Source organism: Actinoplanes sp. NPDC051470 (genome assembly GCF_040682035.1).
Lineage (GTDB): Bacteria > Actinomycetota > Actinomycetes > Mycobacteriales > Micromonosporaceae > Actinoplanes.
Map to the genome: position 1 here is coordinate 420,101 of NZ_JBFBAA010000001.1, position 17,050 is coordinate 437,150.

Here is a 17,050-nt window from a genome sequence, read left to right on the forward strand (position 1 = left end):
CTGATCAAGGGCCCTCCGCGCCCGTCCTTGCGCAGTGTTGCCCGTAGAGTTGCCCGGGTGATGGAGGAAGACCCCCGGAGCCTGCTCCTGGTGCACGCGCACCCCGACGACGAGGTGACCGGAACCGGCGCCACGATGGCCCACTATGTGGCCGAGGGTGCGCGAGTCACCCTGGTCACGTGCACGCTGGGTGAAGAAGGCGAGATCCACGTGCCCGAGCTGGCCCAGCTCGAGGCCAAGCAGGCCGACCAGCTCGGCGGCTGGCGGATCGCCGAGCTCGAGCGGGCGTGTGCCGCGCTCGGCGTGACCGACCACCGGTTCCTGGGCGGGGCCGGCCGCTACCGCGACTCCGGGATGATGGGCCTGCCGACCAACGACCACCCGCGCTGCTTCTGGCAGGCCGACCTCGACCAGGCCGCGGGTTACCTGGTGGAGATCATGCGTGAGGTACGCCCCCAGGTCATGATCACGTACGACGACAACGGCTTCTACGGCCACCCCGACCACATCATGTCCCACCGCGTGGCGATGCGGGCGGCCGAACTGGCCGGCGACGCCGCCCCGGCGAAGATCTACTTCACCGCGATGCCGCGCAGCGTCCTGCAGGGCGGCATGGAGGCGTTCCGCGGGCTCGACAACAACCCGTTCGCCGACGTCGAGAAGGTCGAAGATCTGCCCTTCGGGCACCCGGACGAGGAGATCGCGGCCCAGATCGACGGCACCGACCAGTACGAGAAGAAGGTGGCCGCGATGCGGGCGCACGCCACCCAGATCCCGGACAACTCCTGGCTGTACGGCATCGCCGGCGACTTCGGCGGCGAGTTCATGGGCATCGAGTACTTCACCCTGGCCAAGGGCGAGCGGGGCGAGGTCAGCGGCACCCACTCCTGGGAGCGTGACCTGTTCAGCGGCCTGTTCGCGTCGGACCGTCGATGACGGTGTCCGTTTCCCTGGCCCCGACGCAGGAGTCGCCCGAGCCGCCACCACCACCGTCGGACAGCGGGTTGGTGCGGGCGGCCGGGCTCGTGGTGACGGTCGTGGCGACCGTCGTCACCGCGATCGTCGAGCTCTACCTGACCCCGCTGCGGATCGCCGGCGTGCCGATCGGCGCCTCGGTGCTCTTCGCCGTGGTGGCCAACTGGGCACTCGCCTGGTTCGTCCTGCACACCACGCGGCGGCGCTGGTCGGTCGGCCTGCCGTGGGTGCTGTGGACCGTGATCATGCTGTTCGCGGCCGGGGCCCGCACCGAGGAGGGCGACTACCTGCTCAGCGGCAGCGACTGGATCGCCCTGGTGATGATCCTGGTCGGCAGCCTGTCCTTCGCGGTCTTCGCGTACCGCATGATCCTCGGCCGCACCCAGCTGTAACTCCCGCATCGCGACCAGCGGACTCCCAGGTTTCACCCAGGACGCTTGGCGCGTCATCCGCAAGGATGGCGAAGAGGTCGAGCGGGTGAAGTTCACTTGGAAGTACGATCCCGAGCCACGGTTGGTGTGTGGCGCCTCAGGGTCACAATCTTGATGGGTACGGGGAGGTAGCGGTGAAGCGACGGTGGATGACGATCGCGCTGGTGGCGGTCGTGCTGTTCGCGATCAACGTGGTCGCACGGCTGATCATCCGGCTCTGGTTCGACGGTGACGACGCCGCCGAGGGAAGCGTCTCCCTGGTGATGTTCGGCGTCATCGGCCTGGCCCTGGCCGTGATCACGTTCCTCCGGTCCCAGCGCCACCGGCCCGCCGAGTGGCTCCCCGACCTGGCCGCCGCGGCCGTCATCGGCATGCTGCTGACCATCCTGGTCGGCCCGTTCATCAGCGGCGACGGCCCGTTCGCGGGCGGCGCCGGCAACTTCTTCTCCCAGATCTGGCTCTACGGCGGCTTCGCCATCGTGGGCACGCTGCTCGGCTACTGGATCGCCACCGCACTGGGCCGCGACTACCGCTCCCGCTCCCTCAGTGCCTTCGCCCAGTCCCGCGCCACCAAGCCCCGCCGCGTCGTCCGGCGCTAGAGCTCCTTGACGTACCGGCGGCACGGCACCGGGATGCTCGTGTCGCCGTGGCGGGCCGCGTACTGGAACGGACCGTCGTCCCGCCAGCCGGCCCTCTCGTAGAAGCGGCGCGCCCGCGCGTTGCCCTCGACCACGGCCAGCCAGGCCCGCGGGTGACCGTCGGCGGCGACCTGCCGTTCCGCCTCGTCGAGGAGGGCGGCCGCGACGCCGCTCCCCCGGTGTCGCGCGTCGACGAAGACCTGCTCGACCTCGTCCCGGTGGACCATGATGAACCCGGCCACCACCCCGTCGACCTCGGCCACCGTGGTGTCCGCGACCCGCTCGGCGGCCCGGCTCAAGAACGTCTCCTGGGCACGCACGGCGACCAGCTCGTCCGGCACGTGCCCGAGATGCCCGTCCCGCCAGGCGGCCGCCCAGATCGTCCCGACCGCCTCGGCGTCACCGTCCCGCGCCGCCCGCAGCTCCACCGTCACCCGCTCACCCTGCCATCTGACAGTGGAGATCTCGATGCCGGAGCCGCTCTTCCTGGCGGACCACCGCGACGCCACCTGTCCGCCTGGTCGGAACTGGCGCCACGTTAGCCGTCCGGGCGGGGTTGGGGCCGCGACAGCGGTGGGCGGGACCACTCACGTCGCAGGGAGGCGGCCGCGGAAGCGGAGCGTGCGGTCGCCGGACCGACCTCGGCGGGAGCAGCGGTCTGAACCCACCACCCCGCTACGACCGGCCCTTGAATTTGATCTTCAAGAGGATCCCCTTGAACTTGATCTTGAGGAGAGGCCCACAGTGTGGGGATGGAGGGTTGCGCATAGGGTCGCGGGATGACTGAGTTCGACGCGGCGTGTGCGGCGGTTCAGGCCGCCCTCGATGCCGGGGCGCGTTATGCCGATGCGCGGGTGATGGTGCGGCGCACCGAGTCGATGAGCGCTCGCGACGGTGAGGTCGAAGGGCTGACCTCGGACGAGAGTGCGGGAATCGGCGTGCGCGCGCTGGTCGGGTCGGGGTGGGGCTTCTACGCGGTGCCCGATCTCAGCGACTCGGCCGCGCGGGCGGCGGGGCGGCGGGCGGCGCAGATCGCGGCGGCCAGCGCGTCGGTGCCGGGGCCGCCGATCGACCTGGTGCCGACCGGCGCGGGCGAGGCGTCGTGGGCCAGTCCGTGCGAGATCGACCCGCTGTCGGTGCCGCTGTCCGACAAGGGTGACCTGCTGGTCGAGGCGACCAAGGTGGCCAAGGAGGCCGGCGCCGACCAGGCCGAGGGCCTCTACCAGGTGTGGGACACGCGCAAGTGGTTCGCGTCGAGCGACGGGCACCGCATCGACCAACATCTGCGCGAGTGTGGCGCGGGAGTGACGGCCAGCGCGTTCGGCGACGGCGAGATCCAGCGGCGGTCGTGGCCGTCCCATCGGGGGCAGTACGGCACCCGCGGCTGGGAACTGGTCAACGAGCTGGCCCTGGTCGAGAACGCGCCGCGGATGGCCGAGGAGGCGCGGGCGCTGCTGACCGCGCCGCTGTGCCCGTCCGGTGAGACGACGCTGGTGCTCGGTGGTGAGCAGATGGCGTTGCAGATCCACGAATCGGTCGGGCACGCGATCGAGCTCGACCGGATCCTGGGGTGGGAGGCGGCGTTCGCGGGCACGTCCTGGCTCGACCTCGACCAGCTCGGCACGCTGCGGTACGGCTCGGACCTGATGAACATCACGATCGACCCGACGATCCCGGGCGCGCTGGGCAGTTTCGGGTACGACGACGAGGGCACCCCCGCGGCGGCACGGGACGCCGTCCGCAATGGACGGTGGGTCGGCGTGCTGGCCGGTCGCGACTCGGCGGCGATGGCGGGGCTCGACTACGCCGGCAGCGTGCGGTCCGACGGCTGGTCGCGGCTGCCGATGGTGCGGATGACCAATGTGGGCCTGGAGCCGGGACCCCACACGCTCGACGAGATCATCGCGGCCACCGACGACGGGGTGTTCATGGACAACAACCGCTCCTGGTCGATCGACGACCGCCGGCTCAACTTCCAGTTCGGCTGCGAGATCGGCTGGGAGATCAAGAACGGTAGGCGGGGACGGATGCTGCGCAACCCGACCTACACCGGGATCGGGCCGAAGTTCTGGCAGTCCATGGACATGCTCTCGTCGGAGATCGTTTCCTGGGGTACGCCCAACTGCGGCAAGGGCCAGCCCGGTCAGGTCGGGCACACCGGCCACCCGGCCGCACCGGCCCGGTTCACCAACGTGCGCGTGGGGGTCCGGGGATGAGCGAACTCTCCACCGCGAGCCGGGTCCTCGACCTGGTCCGGGCCACGGCCGGAGCCGAGGCCGAGGCGGAGGCGCTGGTGCACCACTCGGCCGAGGCGCTGACCCGGTTCGCGAACTCGGCGATCCACCAGAACGTGGCCGACGCGACCACCACCGTGCGGCTGCGACTGCATCTGGACGGGCGCACCGCCACCGGCTCGACCACGGTCACCGACGCCGACGGCCTGGCGTCCCTTGTGGAGCGCACCGTCGCGGCGGCCCGGCTGACCCCGGTCGACGAGGGCTGGGCCGGCCTGACCCCGCCGTCACCGCTGGGCTCGGAGAACGGCTTCGACGACGCCACCGCGGGCGCCGGCCCGGACGAGCGGGCGGCTCGGGTCCGGGCGTTCGTGGACGCGGCCGGCGGCCTGGAGACGGCCGGCTACTGCCGCACCTTCTACCGCTCGGGCGCGTTCGCGAACACGGCCGGCCAGTCGGTGTCGGGTCGCGCGGCCGGCGCCGACATGGACGGCATCGCCCGGGACAACGGCGTCGACGGCGTGGCCCGGCTGGCCGGTGAGCGCCTCGCCACCCTGGACGGCGCCACACTGGGCGCCCGGGCCGCGGCCAAGGCCCGGGCGGCGGGCGCGGCGATCGAGCTCCCGCCCGGGCGCTACCCGGTGGTGCTCGAGCCCGACGCGGTCAGCGACCTGCTCAACAACCTGGCGATGTACGGCTTCAACGGCCGGTCGTTCGCGCACGGCGAATCCTTCGCGCGGCTCGGCGAGGCCCAGTTCGACCCGGCCGTGACGATCGTCGACGACCCCTCGGGGCTGCTGCCGTTCGACCTGGACGGCACGCCGCTGCGGCCGCTGACCCTGGTCGACGCGGGGACCACGACGAGCGTCACGCACGACCGGCGGTCGGCCGCCGAGGCGGGCGCGTCGACCACCGGTCACTCGTCGGCCATCTCGTTCGTCTGGGGCCCGATGGCCCACCAGCCGGCGATGCGGCCGGGACCGGCCGCGGCCACGGCCGCGGTGGAGGGCGGCCCCACGGCGCCGTCCGCGCGCCCGCTCGTCGCGAACCTGGAACGCGGGCTGCTCATCACCGACTTCTGGTACACCCGGGTGCTCGACCAGAAGAGCCTGGTGATGACCGGCCTGACCCGAAACGGCGTCTGGTTGGTGGAGAACGGCGAGGTGGTGGCCGCGGTGAGCAACATGCGGTTCACCCAGAACTACCCGCAGGCGCTCGGCCCGGGTCAGGTGCTGGGCATCGGGGCCGAGGCCGTCCCGATCCCGGATCGCTGGGCCGGCCACCGCATCACCGCGCCCGCCCTGCACCTGGCCAGCTGGAACCTGACCGGTAACGCGAGCGGCTGAAGCGGCCCCGAGCTGCGGAAACGGCGAATGTGACGAACCGAGGCAGACCTTAGCGGGTGCGTTCCGGAACCTCGGCGTAACGTGTGCCACACACGTGGACGCCCGGCGGCTGCGCTGATCTGCGCGCCCCCAGCGTGGAGCAGTTCTGGGCGAGGTCAGGGAGATGGGAATGACGACGACGGCAACGAGGCCGGGCTCGGCGCGTGCGCGCGCCGCGATCGCGGCGAAGACGTTGCGTACCGATCGGTGGTGGGTCGCACCACTGATCACGTTCTTGGGTTTGAGCGCCTGGGTCGCCTACGCGACCGTTCGCGTCTTCATGCACAAGTGGTACTTCGTCGAGTTGTACGGCTACCTGACGCCGTTCTACTCGCCGTGCATCACCGACCGGTGCATCCCCGAGGCGGCTCACTTCGGCACCCCGCTGCCGAGCTTCTGGCTGATCCCGGAGGCCGCCTTCACACTGCCGTTCCTGCTGCTCTTCCGGCTCACCTGCTACTACTACCGGAAGGCGTACTACCGGGCCTTCTGGTTGTCGCCGCCGGCCTGCGCGGTGCCGGACGGGCACAAGAAGTACACCGGCGAGACCCGGTTCCCGCTGCTGGGGCAGAACCTTCACCGGTACGCGTTCTACGCCGCCGCGATCATCTCGCTGATCAACACCTGGGACGCGATCATCGCCTTCAAGAGCGGCGACGGCTTCGGGTTCGGGCTGGGCAACATCATCCTGGTCGGCAACGTGGTGATGCTGTGGGCGTACACGCTGTCCTGCCACTCCTGCCGGCACATCGCCGGCGGCCGGCTCAAGCACTTCTCCAAGCACCCGGTGCGCTACCGCTTCTGGACCTTCGTGTCCAAGCTGAACGCCCGGCACATGATGCTCGCCTGGATCACCCTGGGCACGCTGGCGCTGACCGACTTCTACATCATGGGCCTGTCCGCGGGCTGGTACTCCGACCTGCGGTTCGTTGGCTGAGGGACGACCTGACGTGACGACACGAATCGAACGACACCACTACGACGTCGTCGTGATCGGCGCCGGCGGCGCCGGCCTGCGGGCGGCCATCGAGGCCCGGCTCGCCGGCAAGCGGACGGCCATCATCTCCAAGTCCCTGTTCGGCAAGGCGCACACCGTCATGGCCGAGGGCGGCGCGGCCGCCGCGATGGGCAACGTGAACAGCCGCGACAACTGGATGGTGCACTTCCGGGACACCATGCGCGGCGGGAAGTTCCTGAACAACTTCCGGATGGCCGAGCTGCACGCCAAGGAGGCGCCGGAGCGGATCTGGGAGCTGGAGACGTACGGGGCGCTGTTCGACCGTACGAAGGACGGCAAGATCTCGCAGCGCAACTTCGGCGGCCACGAATACCCGCGGCTGGCGCACGTCGGCGACCGCACCGGCCTCGAGCTGATCCGCACCCTGCAGCAGAAGATCGTCTCGCTGCAACAGGAGGACAAGCGCGAGTTCGGCAGCTACGACGCCCGCATCAAGGTCTTCTCCGAGACCACGATCACCGAGCTGCTGCTCGACGGGAACCGGGTGGCCGGCGCGTTCGGCTACTACCGCGAATCCGGCGAGTTCCTGCTGCTCGAGGCGCCTGCGGTGATCCTGGCGACCGGCGGCGTCGGCCGCAGCTACAAGGTCACCTCGAACTCCTGGGAGTACACCGGCGACGGGCACGCGCTGGCCCTGCGCGCCGGGGCCACCCTGATCAACATGGAGTTCCTGCAGTTCCACCCGACCGGCATGGTCTGGCCGGTGTCCGTCAAGGGCATCCTGGTCACCGAGTCGGTCCGGGGCGACGGCGGGGTGCTGAAGAACTCCGAGGGCAAGCGGTTCATGTTCGAGTACGTCCCCGACGTCTTCCGCAAGCAGTACGCGGAGACCGAGGAGGAGGCGGACCGCTGGTACAGCGACCCGGACAACAACCGCCGCCCGCCCGAGCTGCTGCCCCGGGACGAGGTCGCGCGGGCCATCAACAGCGAGGTCAAGGCCGGCCGGGGCTCGAAGGCCGGCGGTGTCTACCTCGACATCGCCAGCCGGCTGCCCGCCGAAGAGGTCCAGCGCCGGCTCCCGTCGATGTACCACCAGTTCAAGGAACTGGCCGACGTCGACATCACCAAGGAGCCGATGGAGGTCGGGCCGACCTGTCACTACGTGATGGGTGGCGTCGAGGTCGACCCCGACTCGGGCGCGGCCTTCGGCGATGTCGAGGGGCTGTTCGCGGCGGGCGAGGTGTCCGGCGGGATGCACGGCTCCAACCGGCTGGGCGGCAACTCGCTGTCCGACCTGCTGGTGTTCGGCAAGCGCGCGGGTGAACACGCGGCCGCGTACACGGAAGCTCTGCCCAAGCGGCCGAAGGTCGCGACCGCGGACGTCGAGCAGGCGGTCGACACGGCGCTGGCGCCGCTGAGCCGGCAGAGCGGGGAGAACCCGTACACGTTGCAGCAAGACCTCCAGGCGGTGATGGGTGACCTGGTCGGCATCATCCGCCGCGAGGGCGAGCTGACCGACGCGCTGAAGCGGCTCGAAGAACTCAAGCTGCGGGTGGCCAACGTCGGCGCGATCGGCGGCCGCAAGTACAACCCGGGCTGGCACCTGGCCCTCGACCTGCGCAACATGCTGATCGTGTCGATCTGCACGGCGAAGGCGGCGCTGGAGCGCGAAGAGTCGCGCGGCGGCCACACCCGCGAGGACTTCCCCGGGATGAACCCGCAGTGGCGGCTGCTCAACCTGATCTGCTCCCTCGACTCCGGGGGCGATGTGCACCTGGAACGCAAGGCGGTCCCGAAGATGCGGGACGAGCTGATCCAGCTGTTCGACCGGACCGAGCTGTCGAAGTACATGACGGACGACGAGCTGGCGGCGTACGACGCCCTGTCTGGGGAGGCGAAGTAATGGGCACCAAGCGCCACTTCAAGGTCTGGCGGGGCGACTCGTCCGGCGGCGAGATCCAGGACTTCGACGTCGAGGTGAACGAGGGCGAAGTGGTCCTCGACGTCATCCACCGGCTGCAGGCCACGCAGACCCCCGACCTCGCGTGCCGGTGGAACTGCAAGGCCGGCAAGTGCGGGTCGTGCTCGATGGAGATCAACGGCATGCCCAAGCTGGGCTGCATGACGCGGATGTCCACCTTCACCGACGACGAGACGATCACGATCACGCCGCTGCGGACCTTCCCGGTCATCCGCGACCTGGTCACCGACGTGTCGTACAACTACGAGAAGGCCCGGGAGACGCCGGCCTTCGCGCCACCTTCCGGCGTGGCGCCCGGCGAATACCGCATGCAGCAGGTCGATGTCGAGCGGTCCCAGGAGTTCCGCAAGTGCATCGAATGCTTCCTCTGCCAGAACACCTGCCACGTGGTCCGCGACCACGAGGAGAACAAGGAAGCCTTCGCCGGGCCGCGGTTCTTCATCCGGGCCGCCGAACTCGACATGCACCCGCTCGACGCGCGCACCGACCGCAAGAACTACTCGCGCGACCACCAGGGCCTGGGCTACTGCAACATCACCAAGTGCTGCACCGAGGTCTGCCCCGAACACATCAAGATCACCGACAACGCGATCATCCCGATGAAGGAACGCGTGGTCGACAACAAGTACGACCCGCTGGTCTGGCTGGGCCGCAAGATCTTCCGCCGGGACGAGCTCGAGAAGCAGGACCGCGAGCACGCCCCGGCCTCCCGCAGCGAGAACATGGCGCCGAGCAACACGATGGGCGTCACCGGCGTCGCCTCCGGGACGACCACGCCGTATTCCAGCGCCCGCCTGCCCGAGCCGCCCGACCTCGGCCCCGACGGCAAGCTCGACGTGGCCGAGATCCTGTCGCAGAAGCAGGGCGGGCCGTCGCCGTTCGGTGACGACCATGTCTTCCCGCTGCCGACCGACCGGGTGACCTACCACCACCCGGAGCCGGAGAAGGACGACCATTAGCACAGACGTACGAGGGCGGCGTAGAGTGGCGGCGTGACCGCCTACCAGCCGTCGATGTTCGACCTGATGGGCGGCCCGGCCGCGGCGATCGAGCCGCTGCCGGGCCGTCTCGTTCGACACACCCTGACCGCGGGCGCGTGGGTCGACGTGCTGCCCGGCTTCGTCCAGGGCTCCGACACCGTCTTCGAGACACTGCTGGCCGACGTCGACTGGCGGGCCGAGCGCCGGCCGATGTACGACGGCGTGGTCGACGTGCCGCGGCTGCTCAGGTGGTATTCGGCTCGCGAAGACCTGCCCCACCCGACGCTGACCGAGGCTCAAGCCCGGCTCAACGCCTACTACGCCGACGAACTGGGCGAAGAGTTCGTCACCGCCGGCATGTGCCTCTACCGCGACGGCCGCGACAGCGTCGCCTGGCACGGCGACACGCTGGGCCGCTCGGCGCGCCACGACACCATGGTCGCGATCGTGTCGTTCGGTTCACCCCGCAATCTGATGCTGCGCCCGCGCGCCGGGGGCCACGACACCCTGCGCCTTCCTCAGGGGCATGGCGATCTGATCGTGATGGGCGGGTCGTGCCAGCGCACGTGGGAACACGCCATCCCCAAGACGGCCCGGCCGGTCGGGCCCCGGGTCAGCGTCCAGTTCCGCCCCGCCGGCGTCGCCTGACGTTGGGCGGCGCGGTTTCGGCCGGCGGCGCGGCTTCGGCCGGGCGGCGCTGGGTTCTGCTGGGCGGCATGGCTTTCGCCAGGTGGTGCCGCGTTCTGCCGGGCGACATGGCTTCGGTCGGGCGGCGCCGAGTTCTGCTGTGGGCGGTGCCGGGGTCAGGCGGGCAGGATGCCGAGGCGGGTGAGCATGTGGGCGAAGCCGTCGTTTTCGGCGTTCTCGGTATGGAAGGTCGCCGCGGCGAGAACCGCCGGCGGCGCGTCGGCCATGGCGACGGAATGCCCGACGGCCGAGAACATCGGGATGTCGATCGGCATGTCGCCGAAGGCTATGGTCTGCGCCGGCGGCACGCCGATGGTGCGGAGCGCCCGCGCCACGCCGCTCGCCTTGTCGACCGACGGCGCGGTCACCTCGACGAATCGCGGGCCGGCATAGGTCAGCGTGACCCGCTCCGGCCCGAATCCGGCGGTGATCAGGTCGGCCACCAGTTCGGCGGCGGTTCGGTGGGGGTGGCACAGCACCATCGAGCAGGCCTCCACCTCGGTGAGCGCGGCGGCGTCCACCACCGAGGTTCGACCTTGGTGGCCGGTCGGGCGCATCGTTCGGTAGGCGGCGGTCATCCGCCACTCGTCGCCGTCGAAAACGGCCGCCGCCTTCACGGTTCGGATCAGGTCGGCGATCACGACGCGGGGCAGGACGTCGAACCAGGCTGTCGCCCCGCTCGCCGGCACGTGTCCGACGGCGCCGCTGCAACAGACGGCGAAGGCGAGGTGCGGAACCAGCGTCGACAAGGACTTCAGGCCGAGTGGGGTACGGGCGGTGGCCGCGATCAACGGGATGCCGCGAGCCTCCAGCGCGGCCGCCGCGCGCAGCGTGGCCGGGCTGACGGTCCGGTCGCGCCGCACCACGGTTCCGTCGAGATCGGTGACCACCGCCCCGATCCGAACGCCCTCGACGGCGGTCACCGCGCGACGACGAAGAGGCGGTCGGGCGTGCGTCGACCAGCCCCGGCGCTGATCCGCACGTCGTGGAGGCCGCAGGTGCCGAGAACGTCGCGCAACTCCGGCTCTGTCCATGGCCGCATCACGAAGTCGTAGTGCGAATCCCGCCCGTCCAGCGTGTAGGTCTCGTCGACTCGGAGCAGCCCGTCGTCCCAGGTCGTGCGAGCGGCAAAGGTGAGCAAGCCGCCGCCGGGAAGGTCGACCCGCTTCGAGCGTGGGACGCCGTCCGCGCGTCGCCGCGATGCGTCCCGCTCGCGGACATCGAGGAACAGCGCGCCGCCGGGGATCAGGCAGCCGGCCAGGGAACGCATCGCGGACAGCCGCTCGTCGTCATCGATCAGGTCGTTGAGCACGCCGCGACAGGTCACCGCGTCATAGGCACACCCAAGATCGCCCGAGGCTGCCGTCGTGGCGGCCGGCCAAGTGCCGAGCGCGCGGAGGTCGGCCGTCCAAGTCCGGGCTGTGGGGCATCGGGCCGCGGCGAGCGCCAGCAACTCGACCGAAACATCGATCAGGTCGACGCGGTGGCCGAGTTCGATCAGGGCGGCGGCGTGCCGGCCCGTGCCGCAACCCGCGTCCAGGATGGTCGCCGCGGGCCGGGCCAGCGAGGAGTGCACCGCGGCCACCCAGGGCTCGACCGGGTCGGTGATCAACAGGTCGTAGGCGTGGGCGTAGAGGGAGTAGAAGGGCCGCTTCGACGCCACCCCGTGACCCTATCGGAAGATCAATACATCGCCATTGATCGATGGATGGCGCAGAATGACGGGGCCGGGACGAAACATCGACGCAAGACCATTGACAAGAGGTTCGAGAAACTTACACTCTCAGTGTAATTAGTTTGCCACTGAGCGTTCTCCTCTGTGGACGCTCTGTATCGCGGAACGGCGTACCACGGAAACGCCCTCAGAGCCGAGGCGGTGGGTCGATGGCCGAGCACGATCCCGACGACGACAATCAGGGCCTGGCCCTTCATCGCATCGGCGTGCGGTTCGGCGGCCTGGTGGCGCTCGACGACGTGTCGCTGCGTGTACCGCCGGGCCGCACCGTGGGGGTCATCGGGCCCAACGGCGCCGGCAAGACCACGCTCTTCAACGTGGTGTGCGGGTTCGTACCGCCGACCAGCGGCAGCCTCACCCTCGACGGCCGGCCGCTGCGGCCGAAACCACATCAGCTCACCCGCATCGGGATCGCTCGCACGCTGCAGGGGGTCGGCCAGTTCGGCGGCCTGTCCGTCCTGGACAACGTGCTGGCCGGCACCGACCACGCGGCCCGGGCGGGCTTCGCGGCGGCGCTGTTCGGGCTGCCGCGCTCCGATCGGGACGAACGCCGGCTGCGTGACGACGCGATGGAGGCGCTGCGGATCTGCGGGGTCGCCGAGTACGCCGACGTGCTGCCGGGCGGCCTCCCCTATGCCGTTCGCAAGCGGGTGGCGCTGGCCCGCGCGCTGGTCGCGAAGCCGCGGCTGCTGCTGCTCGACGAGCCGGCCGGCGGGCTGGGCGCCGAGGAGATCACCGAGCTGGGCCAGCTGATCAAGGGGCTGGGCTGTGCCGTGCTGCTGGTCGAGCACCACATGGACCTGGTGATGAAGATCTGCGACGACATCCTGGTGCTCGACTTCGGCAAGCCGGTCGCCTTCGGGACGCCGGCCGAGATCCGCACCAACGCCGCGGTCACCGACGCCTACCTCGGGGAGGCGGCATGACCGCCTGCACCGAGCGGCACCAGCCGGCGCATGCCGACGGCATCGCAGGCGAGGGCCAGAAGGGCATGCCAAAGGTGGGCACAGCATGACCGCGTTGCTGGAAGTCACGGGACTGACCGCGGGTTACGGCGCTGCGCCCGTACTCCATGACCTTGATCTGAGCATCGAGCAGGGGCAGATCGTCGCCGTGATGGGTGCGAACGGCGCGGGCAAGACCACGCTGTTGCGTACGCTCAGCGGCCTGGTCAAGCCGACCAAGGGCGAGGTACGCCTGGACGGCGCCGATCTGCGCGCCACCAAGGTCGAGCAGATGGTGCGCCGCGGCGTCGCGCACGTGCCCGAGGGCCGCGGCGTGGTCACCGAGCTGACCGTCGACGAGAACCTGCGGCTGGGCGGCCTGTGGCGCTCCGACAAGGCGGACGCGCGCAAGGCCCTGGACGAGGTCTACGAGCTGTTCGAGCCGCTGGCCCGGCGCAAGCGCCACCCGGGACATCAGCTCTCCGGCGGCGAGCGGCAGATGCTGGCGGTGGGCCGGGCGCTGATCGGCCGGCCGCGCCTGATGCTGCTGGACGAGCCGTCCCTGGGCCTGGCGCCGCGGGTCATCGCCCAGATCATGACGCTGCTGAGCGACCTGCGGAACCGGAGCGGCATGACCGTGCTGCTGGTCGAGCAGAACGTCCGCAGCGCACTGAGCATCGCCGACATCGGCGTCGTCATGTCGCTGGGCCGCATCGTCACCCGCAACGACGCGGCGACCTTGCGGACCGACGACGAACTCCGGCACGCGTACCTGGGTTTCTGAGGAGGCCGAGTGGACCGCTTCATCTTCCTCACCTTCGACGGGCTGAGCCGCGGCGCGGTGTACGCCGCGTTCGCGCTCTCCCTGGTGCTGATCTGGCGCGCGGCGCGGATCGTCAACTTCGCCCAGGGCGCGATGGCCGTGGCGACCGCGTACGCCGGCTACTCGGTGGCCAACGCGACCGGCTCGTACTGGCTGGGCTTCGCCGTCGCGCTGGTCGGCGGCCTGGTGCTGGGCGCCGGGGTGGAACGGGTGGTGATGCGCTTCGTCGACCATTCGTCGCCGCTGAACGGCGTGGTCGTGGCGCTCGGCCTGGTCCTGGTGATCCAGGCGGTGCTCGGGATGATCTACGGCAACGAGTTCCGGCCGGCCGGGGCGCCGTTCGACCGGGACGCGTTCGTGGTCGGCGGGATCGCCCTGCTGTCCCGCTTCGACCTGTTCGTGTTCGGCGCGGTGTTCGCCGTGGTGGCGTTGCTGGTGCTGCTGTTCACCCGCACCGCGGTCGGGCTGCGGATGCGGGCGGCGGCCTTCGCGCCGGACGTGTCCCGGCTGCTCGGCGTGAACGTCGGCGGGATGCTGACGCTGGGCTGGGCGCTGGCCGCGGCGGTCGGGTCGCTGGCCGGGATGCTGGTCATCCCGACCGAGCTGGGGCTGCATCCGAACGCCATGGACGTGGTGTTCGTGTCGGCGTTCACCGCGGCGGTGGTGGGCGGCCTGGACAGCGCGGTCGGCGCGGTGGTCGGGGGCGTGGTGGTCGGCCTGCTGCTCTCGTACGTCAGCGGCTATCTCGGCGCGACCGTGGCGCCGATCGCCGTGCTCGTCCTCCTGCTCGTGGTGCTGCTGGGCCGCCCCGGTGGCCTGTTCGGCTCGGTGAAGGCGAGGGTGGCATGAGCGAGGGCACCGCGACGACGCGAAAGCCGGCGGCCGGCCCGGACGGGCGGGCCCGCGCGGCGGCGCCGGCCGGAGAGCGAAAGAACGTTCGTTCTCTCATGCGGAATGTTGCGCTCATCCTCGTCGGCGCCGCGATCATCCTGGCGTTGAGCTATGTCCTGTCGCCGTTCCGGAACTACCAGTTGGCCACGGTCGGCGCCTACTTCTGTGTGACCGCGGGCCTGACCGTCCTCACCGGACTGAACGGGCAGCTGTCGCTGGGCCACGGCGCCCTGATGGCGGTCGGCGCCTACACGCTGGCGATGACCCAGAACGAGCTCGCCGGGAACGGGCAGTGGACGCTGCCGGTGGCGGTGCTGGCCGCGATCGCGGTGACCACGGCCGTCGGGGCGGTGGTGGGACTGGCCGCGGCGCGTTTACGGGGGCCGTATCTGGCCGGGCTCACGCTCGCGGTCGCCGTGGTGGTGCCGGCGATCACCAGCACCTGGGACACGACGTTCAACAGCGACCAGGGCCTGTCGGTGTCGGTCGATCCGCCGCCGCCGGCGCTGGGCTACGACTTCCCGTACGAACGCTGGCAGGCCTGGCTGACCTGGGCGGGCGCCCTGCTCACGCTGCTGTTCCTGGCCAACCTGATCCGCAGCCGGTTCGGCCGCAACCTCAAGGCGGTGCGGGACGACGAGGCCGCCGCCCGGCTGGCCGGCATCAACGTCGCGCGTACCCAGGTGATGGCCTTTGTCGTCAGCGCCGCCTGTGCGGGTCTGGGCGGGGCGCTGATCGCCGTGCTCTCGCAGAGCGTCAGCCCGGGCGCGTTCCCGCTGGCCCTGTCCCTCTTCCTGGTCATGGCCATCGTCATCGGCGGCCTGGGCCGGCTGGCCGGCGCGCTGTGGGGCGCGGTGCTGCTGGTCGTGCTGCCGGCCACCACCCACTCGCTCACCGACTCGATCGACGTCTCGGCCGCGGTCGCCCAGCGCCTGGAGGGCAACCTCCCGCTGGCCATCTTCGGCGTGGTGCTGATCGTCGTGATGCTCGCGTTCCCCGGCGGGATCGCTTCCCTCCCTTCAAAAGTCCTCAGGAGAAAAAGATGAGACGTATCGCGCCAGTCGCCGTCGTCGCGCTGATCCTCGCGACCGCCGCCTGCTCGGGCGGAGATGATCAAGGCGGAGCAACGAGCGGGGGCAACACTCCCGGCGTCACCGACACCGAGATCCTGATCGGCACGCACATGCCGCTCACCGGACCGGCCGCGGCCGGCTACTCGAAGATCGCGCCGGCCAGCAAGGCCTACTTCGACTACGTGAACGCGAACGGCGGCGTCAACGGCCGCAAGATCAACTACAAGGTCATGGACGACACCTACAACCCGGCGACCACCCAGCAGGTGGTCCGCGAACTGGTGCTGCAGGACAAGGTCTTCGCGATCTTCAACGGCCTGGGTACGGCCACCCACACCGGCGTCCTCGACTTCCTCAAGACCAACCGGGTGCCCGACCTGTTCGTCAGCTCGGGCAGCCACAGCTGGGACCAGCCGCAGAAGTATCCGGGCACGTTCGGCTTCAACCCGGACTACACGGTCGAGGGCAAGATCCTCGGCACGTACGTCAAGACCACCTGGGCCGGCAAGAAGACCTGCTTCCTCGGCCAGGACGACGACTTCGGCCGGGACAGCCTGCTCGGCTTCGAGAAGGGCCTGGGCGCGCCGGTGGCGGCCAAGCAGACCTACGTGACCAGCAACCCGAACGTGGGCCCGCAGATCGGCGCGTTCAAGGCGGCCGGCTGCGAGGTCATCATGCTGGGCACCATCCCGGGCTTCACCGCCCTCTCGCTCGGCACCGCGGCCAAGATCGGCTACAAGCCGCAGTTCGTGGTGTCCAATGTGGGCGCGGATCCGACTACGCTGACCAGGTCGCTGGGCGCGAGCGCGCCGGCGCTGCTCGAGGGCGTGGTCGCCGACGGCTACCTGCCGCTGAGCAACGACGACAGCAACCCGTGGATCCAGCTGTTCAAGAAGGTCAACGCCGAGCACAACGGCAATGCCGAGTTCGACAACCTGATCGTGTACGGCATGTCCGGGGCGTACCTGCTCGTGCAGGCGCTCCAGGCGGCGGGCAAGGATCTGACCCGCGAGGGCATCATCGAGGCGGTGCAGAAGAACGGGTTCACCGGCGGTCCGGGCCTGTCCCCGCTGCGCTTCTCGAAGGACGACCACTCGGGTTACGGTGGCATGCGACTGACCAAGATCACCGGTGGCAAGGCCGAGTACTTCGGGCCCACCTACGAGACGGACGAGAAGGACGGGCCGGTCAACGAGTACACGACGCCGCCCGCGACTCCTCCGGCGAACGGCATCCCGGCCACGTCCTGACCGGATGCTTGCGGCCCGTCGCCGCGCGGGAGATGGTTGGCGGCGGGCCTGCGGGCGACTAATGT

The 17,050-nt window shown here is 70.3% G+C and carries 17 protein-coding genes; 14 read left to right on the forward strand and 3 right to left on the reverse strand.

What is annotated here, in order from left to right; genetic code table 11:
* The first annotated feature begins 60 nt into the window (after nt 1-60).
* From mshB to AB0M54_RS02030, 3 genes are all read left to right on the forward strand, one after another.
* Nucleotides 61-936 carry an N-acetyl-1-D-myo-inositol-2-amino-2-deoxy-alpha-D-glucopyranoside deacetylase gene (gene mshB, locus AB0M54_RS02020; protein ID WP_364317065.1) on the forward strand — a complete coding sequence of 292 codons (876 nt, stop codon included), beginning with the start codon at nt 61-63 and terminating at the stop codon, nt 934-936.
* Nucleotides 933-1,367, forward strand: a complete 435-nt coding sequence (locus AB0M54_RS02025) for a hypothetical protein (RefSeq protein WP_364468648.1) — start codon at nt 933-935, stop codon at nt 1,365-1,367. The genes mshB and AB0M54_RS02025 overlap by 4 nt, the downstream gene beginning before the upstream one ends.
* Before the next feature lie 188 nt (nt 1,368-1,555).
* Nucleotides 1,556-2,005, forward strand: a complete 450-nt coding sequence (locus AB0M54_RS02030; RefSeq protein ID WP_364317062.1) for a hypothetical protein — start codon at nt 1,556-1,558, stop codon at nt 2,003-2,005.
* On the opposite strand, the gene AB0M54_RS02035 is transcribed toward AB0M54_RS02030, so the two are convergent.
* A complete protein-coding gene (locus AB0M54_RS02035; RefSeq protein WP_364468650.1) occupies nt 2,002-2,478 on the reverse strand; it encodes a GNAT family N-acetyltransferase in 477 nt (158 codons plus the stop codon). The two genes, AB0M54_RS02030 and AB0M54_RS02035, sit on opposite strands and share 4 nt — an antisense overlap.
* A gap of 345 nt (nt 2,479-2,823) precedes the next feature.
* Here AB0M54_RS02035 and AB0M54_RS02040 point away from each other — a divergent pair, with 345 nt between their 5' ends.
* The 6 genes from AB0M54_RS02040 (at nt 2,824) to AB0M54_RS02065 (ending at nt 10,230) form a co-directional block, all read left to right on the forward strand.
* On the forward strand, nt 2,824-4,260 hold the full coding sequence (locus AB0M54_RS02040; protein WP_364468652.1) for a TldD/PmbA family protein: 1,437 nt from the start codon (nt 2,824-2,826) through the stop codon (nt 4,258-4,260).
* Nucleotides 4,257-5,624, forward strand: a complete 1,368-nt coding sequence (locus AB0M54_RS02045) for a metallopeptidase TldD-related protein (protein WP_364468654.1) — start codon at nt 4,257-4,259, stop codon at nt 5,622-5,624. The genes AB0M54_RS02040 and AB0M54_RS02045 overlap by 4 nt, the downstream gene beginning before the upstream one ends.
* 169 nt (nt 5,625-5,793) lie before the next feature.
* Nucleotides 5,794-6,600 (forward strand): hypothetical protein, encoded by an 807-nt coding sequence (locus tag AB0M54_RS02050; RefSeq protein ID WP_364314293.1) that lies wholly within the window; start codon nt 5,794-5,796, stop codon nt 6,598-6,600.
* 13 nt (nt 6,601-6,613) lie between these two features.
* Complete coding sequence (locus tag AB0M54_RS02055) at nt 6,614-8,524, forward strand: fumarate reductase/succinate dehydrogenase flavoprotein subunit (protein ID WP_364314290.1); 1,911 nt, start codon at nt 6,614-6,616, stop codon at nt 8,522-8,524.
* The gene (locus tag AB0M54_RS02060; protein ID WP_364314288.1) at nt 8,524-9,561 is read left to right on the forward strand and encodes a succinate dehydrogenase/fumarate reductase iron-sulfur subunit; all 1,038 of its coding nucleotides are present in this window, start codon (nt 8,524-8,526) and stop codon (nt 9,559-9,561) included. The genes AB0M54_RS02055 and AB0M54_RS02060 overlap by 1 nt, the downstream gene beginning before the upstream one ends.
* Before the next feature lie 54 nt (nt 9,562-9,615).
* Nucleotides 9,616-10,230, forward strand: coding sequence for an alpha-ketoglutarate-dependent dioxygenase AlkB (locus tag AB0M54_RS02065; protein WP_364317059.1), 615 nt, complete (start codon nt 9,616-9,618; stop codon nt 10,228-10,230).
* A gap of 155 nt (nt 10,231-10,385) precedes the next feature.
* On the opposite strand, the gene AB0M54_RS02070 is transcribed toward AB0M54_RS02065, so the two are convergent.
* The gene (locus tag AB0M54_RS02070; protein ID WP_364314286.1) at nt 10,386-11,192 is read right to left on the reverse strand and encodes an HAD family hydrolase; all 807 of its coding nucleotides are present in this window, start codon (nt 11,190-11,192) and stop codon (nt 10,386-10,388) included.
* Complete coding sequence (locus AB0M54_RS02075) at nt 11,189-11,932, reverse strand: class I SAM-dependent methyltransferase (RefSeq protein WP_364314283.1); 744 nt, start codon at nt 11,930-11,932, stop codon at nt 11,189-11,191. The genes AB0M54_RS02070 and AB0M54_RS02075 overlap by 4 nt, the downstream gene beginning before the upstream one ends.
* Before the next feature lie 221 nt (nt 11,933-12,153).
* Between AB0M54_RS02075 and AB0M54_RS02080 the strand changes: the two genes are divergently transcribed.
* The 5 genes from AB0M54_RS02080 (at nt 12,154) to AB0M54_RS02100 (ending at nt 16,985) form a co-directional block, all read left to right on the forward strand.
* Nucleotides 12,154-12,930, forward strand: coding sequence for an ABC transporter ATP-binding protein (locus AB0M54_RS02080; RefSeq protein WP_364468656.1), 777 nt, complete (start codon nt 12,154-12,156; stop codon nt 12,928-12,930).
* An 85-nt stretch (nt 12,931-13,015) separates the two neighbouring features.
* Entirely contained in the window at nt 13,016-13,732 is a 717-nt protein-coding gene (locus AB0M54_RS02085; protein ID WP_364468657.1) for an ABC transporter ATP-binding protein, read from the forward strand.
* A 9-nt stretch (nt 13,733-13,741) separates the two neighbouring features.
* A complete protein-coding gene (locus AB0M54_RS02090) occupies nt 13,742-14,620 on the forward strand; it encodes a branched-chain amino acid ABC transporter permease (protein ID WP_364468659.1) in 879 nt (292 codons plus the stop codon).
* A gap of 98 nt (nt 14,621-14,718) precedes the next feature.
* Nucleotides 14,719-15,708: a branched-chain amino acid ABC transporter permease gene (locus tag AB0M54_RS02095; RefSeq protein ID WP_364468661.1), complete on the forward strand. Its 990-nt coding sequence runs from the start codon at nt 14,719-14,721 to the stop codon at nt 15,706-15,708.
* Entirely contained in the window at nt 15,705-16,985 is a 1,281-nt protein-coding gene (locus AB0M54_RS02100) for an ABC transporter substrate-binding protein (protein WP_364468663.1), read from the forward strand. Before AB0M54_RS02095 ends, AB0M54_RS02100 begins: the two co-directional genes overlap by 4 nt.
* The last annotated feature ends 65 nt before the right edge of the window (nt 16,986-17,050 follow it).

Excerpts from the sequence above, each read along its gene's own strand:
- AB0M54_RS02050 (WP_364314293.1), top strand. The coding sequence starts at position 5,794 with ATGACGACGACGGCAACGAGGCCGGGCTCGGCGCGTGCGCGCGCCGCG.
- AB0M54_RS02085 (WP_364468657.1), top strand. The coding sequence starts at position 13,016 with ATGACCGCGTTGCTGGAAGTCACGGGACTGACCGCGGGTTACGGCGCT.
- AB0M54_RS02095 (WP_364468661.1), top strand. The coding sequence starts at position 14,719 with ATGCGGAATGTTGCGCTCATCCTCGTCGGCGCCGCGATCATCCTGGCG.
- AB0M54_RS02065 (WP_364317059.1), top strand. The coding sequence starts at position 9,616 with ATGTTCGACCTGATGGGCGGCCCGGCCGCGGCGATCGAGCCGCTGCCG.
- AB0M54_RS02040 (WP_364468652.1), top strand. The coding sequence starts at position 2,824 with ATGACTGAGTTCGACGCGGCGTGTGCGGCGGTTCAGGCCGCCCTCGAT.
- AB0M54_RS02080 (WP_364468656.1), top strand. The coding sequence starts at position 12,154 with ATGGCCGAGCACGATCCCGACGACGACAATCAGGGCCTGGCCCTTCAT.
- AB0M54_RS02100 (WP_364468663.1), top strand. The coding sequence starts at position 15,705 with ATGAGACGTATCGCGCCAGTCGCCGTCGTCGCGCTGATCCTCGCGACC.
- AB0M54_RS02025 (WP_364468648.1), top strand. The coding sequence starts at position 933 with ATGACGGTGTCCGTTTCCCTGGCCCCGACGCAGGAGTCGCCCGAGCCG.
- AB0M54_RS02030 (WP_364317062.1), top strand. The coding sequence starts at position 1,556 with ATGACGATCGCGCTGGTGGCGGTCGTGCTGTTCGCGATCAACGTGGTC.
- mshB (WP_364317065.1), top strand. The coding sequence starts at position 61 with ATGGAGGAAGACCCCCGGAGCCTGCTCCTGGTGCACGCGCACCCCGAC.
- AB0M54_RS02060 (WP_364314288.1), top strand. The coding sequence starts at position 8,524 with ATGGGCACCAAGCGCCACTTCAAGGTCTGGCGGGGCGACTCGTCCGGC.
- AB0M54_RS02045 (WP_364468654.1), top strand. The coding sequence starts at position 4,257 with ATGAGCGAACTCTCCACCGCGAGCCGGGTCCTCGACCTGGTCCGGGCC.